The 6,014-nt window shown below is 68.7% G+C and carries 8 protein-coding genes; 1 reads left to right on the top strand and 7 read right to left on the bottom strand.

Annotated features, from left to right (window positions below; genetic code table 11):
• Positions 1-572: LON peptidase substrate-binding domain-containing protein (locus VTU_RS0120865; RefSeq protein WP_029554627.1), on the bottom strand; the 572-nt coding region annotated here is incomplete at its 3' end.
• A gap of 83 nt (positions 573-655) precedes the next feature.
• Here VTU_RS0120865 and VTU_RS0120860 point away from each other — a divergent pair.
• Positions 656-1,207, top strand: a complete 552-nt coding sequence (locus tag VTU_RS0120860) for a YggT family protein (RefSeq protein WP_010108268.1) — start codon at positions 656-658, stop codon at positions 1,205-1,207.
• Between the two features lie 30 nt (positions 1,208-1,237).
• Here the strand turns inward: VTU_RS0120860 and accD are convergent, their stop codons facing one another.
• The 6 genes from accD to VTU_RS32035 form a co-directional block, all read right to left on the bottom strand.
• Complete coding sequence (gene accD, locus VTU_RS0120855; RefSeq protein WP_010108266.1) at positions 1,238-2,110, bottom strand: acetyl-CoA carboxylase, carboxyltransferase subunit beta; 873 nt, start codon at positions 2,108-2,110, stop codon at positions 1,238-1,240.
• A gap of 72 nt (positions 2,111-2,182) precedes the next feature.
• Complete coding sequence (trpA, locus tag VTU_RS0120850; RefSeq protein ID WP_010108264.1) at positions 2,183-3,007, bottom strand: tryptophan synthase subunit alpha; 825 nt, start codon at positions 3,005-3,007, stop codon at positions 2,183-2,185.
• On the bottom strand, positions 3,004-4,290 hold the full coding sequence (gene trpB / locus VTU_RS0120845; RefSeq protein ID WP_010108263.1) for a tryptophan synthase subunit beta: 1,287 nt from the start codon (positions 4,288-4,290) through the stop codon (positions 3,004-3,006). Before trpB ends, trpA begins: the two co-directional genes overlap by 4 nt.
• Positions 4,268-5,014, bottom strand: a complete 747-nt coding sequence (locus tag VTU_RS0120840; RefSeq protein WP_010108261.1) for a phosphoribosylanthranilate isomerase — start codon at positions 5,012-5,014, stop codon at positions 4,268-4,270. The genes trpB and VTU_RS0120840 overlap by 23 nt, the downstream gene beginning before the upstream one ends.
• Positions 5,011-5,814, bottom strand: a complete 804-nt coding sequence (truA, locus tag VTU_RS0120835; protein ID WP_010108259.1) for a tRNA pseudouridine(38-40) synthase TruA — start codon at positions 5,812-5,814, stop codon at positions 5,011-5,013. The genes VTU_RS0120840 and truA overlap by 4 nt, the downstream gene beginning before the upstream one ends.
• Positions 5,815-5,857: 43 nt before the next feature.
• Positions 5,858-6,014: FimV/HubP family polar landmark protein (locus VTU_RS32035; RefSeq protein ID WP_010108257.1), on the bottom strand; the 157-nt coding region annotated here is incomplete at its 5' end.

The raw sequence follows: 6,014 nt of genomic DNA, 5'->3' as shown, positions 1-6,014 counted from the left end.
TCCAGCGCCATCAGCCTTTGCCTGAGCGCCAGCGGCACCGGCAGCAGCTCGCACCAGCGGTTCGCCACCCAGCCGCAGTCGTCGAGCTGGGCCGCAGTGGGGTGGATCGCGGCGGGGCGCTCCGGGTCGCGTTGCGCCAATGCGCGCAGCGCCAGGGCCAGGGTGGTGGCGACCCGGCTCAGGTCTTCGGGAACGGGCAGCGTCCGGTCCGGGTCGATGTGCTCGACGTCGGCAATCCACAGGCCCCGGGGCAGTTGCTCGCGCCGGGTGATGCGAAAGCGCTGGGCGCCACGGCATAGCAGGGTGATCAGCCCGGGCTGCGGGTTGTCGATCTGCTCGATCAGCGCCAGGCTTCCGACGTCGTGGAAGCGCTCCTCGGGGGCCCCGGCCGAGCGCACTTCCCGGCCCTCGGTGAGCGCGACCACGCCGAACGGCGCGCCTGCCCGATGGCATTTGCGCACCATGTCGAGGTAGCGCAACTCGAACACGCGCAGCGCGAGTCGGCCGTCCGGGAACAGCACGCACTCCAGCGGAAAAAGAGGCAGGGACGACAGGGTGAGGATTTGCGTCATGGAGGGGGTGGGGCCTGGGCCCGGTATCATCCCACGACGCTGTTTAGTTTTCGCTGCGGGGCAGCCTCGTTTTGCGCTCATCCATGCTCTACCAGATTGCATCTTTTCTGCTCGACGTCGTCGGTGGCCTGCTCGCGGGGGCCTGTCTCTTGCGTCTGTACATGCAGTGGCAGAAGGTCTCGTTCTTCAACCCGGTCGGGGGCTTTGTTTTTGCCCTGACGGATTGGCTGGTCCTGCCGCTGCGCCGGGTGCTGCCGCTGGTGGGCCGTCGGGACGCGTCCAGCCTGCTCGCCGCCGTGCTGGTTCAGCTGGCGCAGTATTTCTTGCTCATGCTGCTGGGGATGGGCTTTGCGTGGGCCTGGCTGCCATGGCTCGTGCTGTGCGGCCTGATGCGCGTGGCCGCATCCGGGTTGATCGGCCTGCTCATCGTCCACGTCGTCATGTCGTGGGTGCAGGTGCAGGGGCGATCGCCCCTGGCGGAGCTGATTGGCCGGTTGTGCGATCCGGTGCTGCGCCCGCTGCGCCGGATTCTTCCGCGCGTGGGCGGCATCGATCTCTCTCCGCTGATCGCGGTGGTCGTGCTCCAGGTGGCGATGATCGTCCTCGGGCATCTGCAGGTCAGCGCAATGCGCTGAGGCCGCGGCCACCCCCGATCGGGGGGGGCTCTACAGCACCGCGTCGGCCGGCAGGCGCTGCAGCATGGACAGGCTTTCGGCGACGGTGTTGCGCAGTTCGCGGCGGTCGCAGATCAGGTCCACGGCGCCCTTGGTCTGCAGGAATTCCGCGCGCTGAAAGCCCTCGGGCAGGGTGACGCGCACGGTCGATTCGATCACGCGCGGGCCGGCAAAGCCGATCAGGGCCCGGGGTTCGGCGATCACGATGTCGCCCATGAACGCAAAGCCCGCGCTCACGCCGCCCATGGTCGGGTCGGTGAGCACGCTGATGTAGGGCAGGCCCTTCTTCGCCAGACGCGTGAGCGCCGCGTTGGTCTTGGCCATTTGCATGAGCGACAGCAGGCCCTCCTGCATGCGCGCGCCGCCGGTGGCGGTAAAGCAGAGGAAGGGCACCTTCTGCTCGATCGCGGTTTCCACGCCGCGCACGAAGCGCTCGCCGACCACGGAGCCCATGGAGCCGCCCATGAAGTCGAATTCAAAGCAGGCGGCGACCAGGTTGATGCTCTTCACGGCGCCGCCCATGACGATGAGCGCGTCGGTCTCGCCGGTGTTCTCGAGGGCCTCTTTCAGCCGCTCGGGGTATTTGCGGCTGTCCCGGAACTTCAGCGCGTCGACGGGCAGGACTTCCTGGCCGATTTCGTAGCGGCCTTCGGCGTCGAGGAAGGCGTTGAGCCGCACGCGCGCGCCGATGCGGTTGTGGTGGCTGCAGTGGGGGCAGACGTTCTGGTTGTGTTCCAGGTCCGCCTTGTAGAGCACCGTCTCGCAACTCGGGCATTTGATCCACAGGCCCTCGGGAACCTGGCGGCGCTCGGTGGGGTCGGTGTGCTGGATTTTTGCGGGCAGAAGTTTTTCGAGCCAGGACATGGTGTTTTTCTCCTCAGTGGCCTGGTTTGCCCCGCACCCCCCTGTGTGGGGGGCAGGGCAAGCCGGGCTGGATTATGCGTCGAGCGCCTTGCGGATTCCGCGCAGGAAGTCCTGCGCGATCGGCACCACCCGGGAGTGCTCCTGGTCTTCGATCAGCTCGATGATGCGGCTGCCGATGACCACGGCGTCGGCTACCTTGCCAATCGCCTGCGCGCTGGCCGCGTCGCGGATGCCAAAGCCCACGCCCACGGGGATCTGCACGTGCCGGCGGATGCGCGGCAGCATCTGCTCCACGGCGCGGGTGTCGAGCGCGCCCGAACCCGTCACGCCCTTGAGCGCGACGTAGTACAGGTAGCCACTGGCCACGCGCGCCAGCTGCGCCATGCGCGCGTCGGTGCTGGTGGGCGCGAGCAGGAAGATCAGGTCCATGCCGTGCGCGCGCAGGGCGGCGGCAAGGGACTGGCATTCCTCGGGCGGGTAGTCGACGACGAGCACGCCGTCCACGCCCGCGGCCGCGGCGTCGCGCACGAACGCTCCGGCCCCTTGCGCTCCCTGGCCGTGGATTTGTTCGTAGCGCTCGATCGGGTTGGCGTAGCCCATCAGCACCACGGGCGTGCTGCGGTTGCGCTGGCGGAATTCCCGTACCTGCCCGAGCACCTGCAGCATGCCCACGCCCAGGCGCAGGGCTCTTTCCCCGGCCCTCTGGATGACCGGGCCGTCGGCCATGGGGTCGGAGAACGGGACACCCAGTTCGATGATGTCCGCGCCCGCATCGACCATGCCGTGCATCAGCGCGGGCGTGATGTCGGCGAACGGAAAGCCGGCGGTGACGTAGGGAATCAGCGCCTTGCGGCCCTGAGCCCGGAGCGCGCCGAGGGTGGATTCGATGCGGCTCATGGCTTGTCCCCTCCGGCGGGCTGCGCGCCGCCCTTGACGGACTGCCCCTGGCAACTCGGGCGGCAGTAGAAACTGGCGCCGCTGAGGTCGGCGACGGTGCCGATGTCCTTGTCGCCCCGGCCCGAGAGGTTGACCAGAATCGACTGGTCCGGGCGCATGCTCCGGGCCAACTGCAGCGCATGCGCCACGGCGTGGCTCGATTCGAGCGCCGGGATGATGCCCTCGGTGCGGCACAGGTAGTGGAAGGCGGCCAGCGCTTCCTGGTCGGTGACACCCACGTATTCGGCGCGGCCGATCTCCTGCAGCCAGGCGTGCTCGGGGCCTACGCCGGGGTAGTCCAGGCCGGCGCTGATGCTGTGCGTCTCGGTGATCTGGCCGTTGTCGTCCTGCAGCACGAAGGTGCGGTTGCCGTGCAGCACGCCGGCGCTGCCCTTTTGCAGCGACGCCGCGTGCCGGCCGGACTCCAGCCCCTGGCCCGCGGCCTCCACGCCGATCAGGCGCGTCTTGGCAAACGGGATGTAGGGGTGAAAGATTCCCATGGCGTTGCTGCCGCCGCCCACGCAGGCGATCACGGCGTCGGGCTGCGCGCCCGGCAGCTTGTGGTCGGCGAGCATGGCGGGCATCTGCGCGATGCATTCCTTGCCGATGACGCTCTGGAAGTCGCGCACCATCGTGGGGTAGGGGTGCGGGCCCGCGACCGTGCCGATGATGTAGAAGGTGTCGTCCACGTGCGTCACCCAGTCGCGCAGGGCCTCGTTGAGGGCGTCCTTGAGCGTCTGGCTGCCCGACTCCACCGGCACCACGCGGGCGCCCAGCAGATGCATGCGGTAGACGTTCGGACTTTGGCGCCGCATGTCCTGCACGCCCATGTAGACCACGCATTCGAGGCCGTAGCGCGCGCAGATGGTCGCCGTGGCCACGCCGTGCTGGCCGGCGCCGGTTTCGGCAATCACGCGCGGCTTGCGCATGCGCCGGGCGAGCAGGGCCTGGCCGATCACGTTGTTGATCTTGTGCGCGCCGGTGTGGTTCAGGTCTTCGCGTTTGAGGTAGATCTGCGCGCCGCCCAGCTCGCGGCTGCTGCGCGCCGCGTGGTAGACCGGCGAGGGGCGGCCGACGAAGTGCTTGAGCTCGGCGTTGAATTCGGCCAGGAACTCGGGGTCGTCCTGGTAGTGCAGGTAGGCTGCGCGCAGTTCTTCGACGGCGTGGGTCAGGGTCTCGCTGATGAAGCTGCCGCCGTAGGGGCCGAAGTGACCCGAGGAGTCAGGTTGCTGATAGGAAGGCATGGGGGTTCTTTGCAAGTTGTGCATCGGCCGCGCGCACGGCGGCGACGAAGCGTTGAATTTTTTCGGCGTCCTTGGTGCCCCTTCGGGGCTTGCCATCGGGGCCATCGGCCTCGACGCCGGAACTGACGTCAACCGCCAGCGTCTTGCAACGCGGGCGAACTTGCAAAATGCCATCGGTCACGTTTACAGGTGTGAGTCCACCAGACAAAACGAGGTGAGCGTCGACGCTTGGTGGAAGGAGTGACCAATTGAATGCCTTGCCGCCACCGCCATAACCGTCGACATGCGCGTCGAGCACGATGGCCTGGGCTCGGGAATGATTGAGCGCGTATTCTACGAGGTCGAAGCGCGCCGCAGCGTCGCCCAGCGGAATGCGCGCCGCGCGCAGGTAGGACCGGGCTCCGCAGCCCGTGGCCGCCCAGCAGTCCTGCGCGGATTCATCGCCATGAAACTGGACGCTCGCGCCGGGAACCAGGGCACTGGCTGCGAGCACGTTTTCCACCGATTCGTTCACGAAGAGCAGCACCGGGGTCACGAAGGGCGGCAGGCGCCTGGCCAGCGCGGCGGCCCGGGCGGGTGCGACGGCGCGCGCGCTGGGGGCGTAGAGCACGAAGCCGACGGCGTCGGCGCCGGCCGCGACGGTGGCGTCCACGTCGTCTTCGCGTGTCAGGCCGCAGATCTTGATGCGGGTGCGTGCTGCGGGGGGCGTTGCCGGGTCCTTCATGGCAGCCAATCATACGCAGCCGTGCGCCGGGGCAGGCCCCAGGCGGCGTCGTAGAGCGGACCCAGAAAGTACAGTCCGTCGGGGGCGAACGTGGGCGCCGCAGCGGCGCGCGATTTGGCACGCAGCACCTGCTGCATCCACGCGGGAGGCTGCCGGCCCTGGCCGACGGCGATCAGGCAGCCCATGATGTTGCGCACCATGTGGTGCAGGAAAGCGTCGGCCTCAAACTCGAAGCGCCAGTAGCAGGGGCCGTGCGCATCGCCCGGGCCGCGGCGCACGATGTCGATGCGCCGCAGCGTTTTCACGGGGGAGGGGGCCTGGCAGGCCGCCGCCCGGAAGGAGCTGAAGTCATGTTCGCCGAGCAACTGCTCGGCTGCCTGCCGCATCGCCGCATGGTCCAGCGCCTGGAACACCCAGCCCACGCGGGCGGCGTCAACGCTGGGCCGCACGGGCGATTGCAGCAGCACGTAGGCGTAGCGCCGGGCCACGGCGCTGGCGCGCGCGTGAAAACCGTCGGCAACGGGCTGCGCCCATTGGACGGCGATGTCCGGCGGGAGAAAGCGGTTCGTGCCGCGCACCCAGGACACGGCGGGGCGCTCGAGCGGCGTGTCGAAGTGCACGACCTGCATCAGCGCGTGCACCCCCGCGTCGGTGCGGCCCGCGCACAGGGTGCCGACGGGCTGCGTGGCAAAGCGATGCAGAGCGGCTTCGAGCCGGTCCTGAACGGTATTCCCCGAGGGTTGGCTCTGCCAGCCGCTGTAGCCCTGGCCGTTGTAGCTCAGGCCCAGGGCCATTCTCATGGTCATGGGCTGACTCGGGGGTGGCGCAACGCCGTGCGCTGCATCAGCTCATCAGTTTGGTCAGCAAGCGCTGGGCCTGGGCCTTGACCTCGCCGCTGGACTCGGCGATCACCTCGTCGATCAGCGCGCGCGCGCCGTCGGCGTCGCCAATGGCGTGGAATTCCTCTGCCAGGGCCAGCTTGGTTGCCAGCGGGTCGTCG

It is taken from the genome of Verminephrobacter aporrectodeae subsp. tuberculatae At4 (genome assembly GCF_000193225.1).
In the GTDB taxonomy this organism is placed as follows: domain Bacteria; phylum Pseudomonadota; class Gammaproteobacteria; order Burkholderiales; family Burkholderiaceae_C; genus Acidovorax; species Acidovorax aporrectodeae.
This window is presented reverse-complemented; position numbering and strand designations above follow the sequence as displayed.

Bases quoted from the DNA above. Each gene is read 5' to 3' on its own strand.
- VTU_RS0120860 (WP_010108268.1), top strand. From the start codon at position 656: ATGCTCTACCAGATTGCATCTTTTCTGCTCGACGTCGTCGGTGGCCTG.
- accD (WP_010108266.1), bottom strand. From the start codon at position 2,110: ATGTCCTGGCTCGAAAAACTTCTGCCCGCAAAAATCCAGCACACCGAC.
- trpA (WP_010108264.1), bottom strand. From the start codon at position 3,007: ATGAGCCGCATCGAATCCACCCTCGGCGCGCTCCGGGCTCAGGGCCGC.
- trpB (WP_010108263.1), bottom strand. From the start codon at position 4,290: ATGCCTTCCTATCAGCAACCTGACTCCTCGGGTCACTTCGGCCCCTAC.
- VTU_RS0120840 (WP_010108261.1), bottom strand. From the start codon at position 5,014: ATGAAGGACCCGGCAACGCCCCCCGCAGCACGCACCCGCATCAAGATC.
- truA (WP_010108259.1), bottom strand. From the start codon at position 5,814: ATGAGAATGGCCCTGGGCCTGAGCTACAACGGCCAGGGCTACAGCGGC.